The following is a 648-nucleotide window of genomic DNA, read 5'->3' on the forward strand; positions in this document are numbered from 1 at the left end:
ATTTCCCATCATGTCCATCATGCCAAATCTGACCAGCCAGGCGATCCCTATAATGCACGGGCTGGTTTCCTTTACTGCTTTCTGGCCGATGTCAACCATCAGCCCATTGCAAAAGAGCTGAGTGAAGCGGATTACAACCGTGTAAGACTGCTTATGAAACATACAGGCGTTGAAGGCAATTCCTACAAGCAATATCAAAAATGGGGCTCTTACGTTCACCCAGGTCAGGCACTTTTTGCCTGGCTGCTAAACTGGTCGTTTTGGTACTTTTTGTTCTATGCTGTTGGGGGGCATGCACTGGCTTGTTGCCTTTTTGGTGCTGCCGGCTTTTGGGCCGTTGGCGTACGTACGTTTAATTATGAAGGGCATGGTAAAGGCAAGAATCTGCAAGTTGTCGGCGTAGACTTTAACACAAAAGATCAATCTATAAACCAGGTTTGGCCCGGTATCGTTGCAGGCGAATGGCATAATAACCACCATTTGTACCCCAAGAGTGCACGTAGCGGTTTTAAGCCTTACCAGGTTGACTTAGCATGGTACTATATCAAATTTATGTATATGATTGGCGCAGTTACCAGCTACAAGGATTCAAAGCAGGATTTTTTAAAGCGATACCATACGCCATATTTGCAAAATCAAAAGGTTTAA

General features: G+C 44.9%; 1 pseudogene. It reads left to right on the forward strand.

Annotated elements, in window-relative coordinates:
• Positions 1–648, forward strand: a pseudogene (locus LZG74_RS26165) (fatty acid desaturase); the annotation flags it as partial.

Origin of the sequence: Dyadobacter sp. CY327 (genome assembly GCF_021390415.1) — a bacterium.
Taxonomy (GTDB): Bacteria; Bacteroidota; Bacteroidia; order Cytophagales; family Spirosomataceae; genus Dyadobacter; species Dyadobacter chenhuakuii.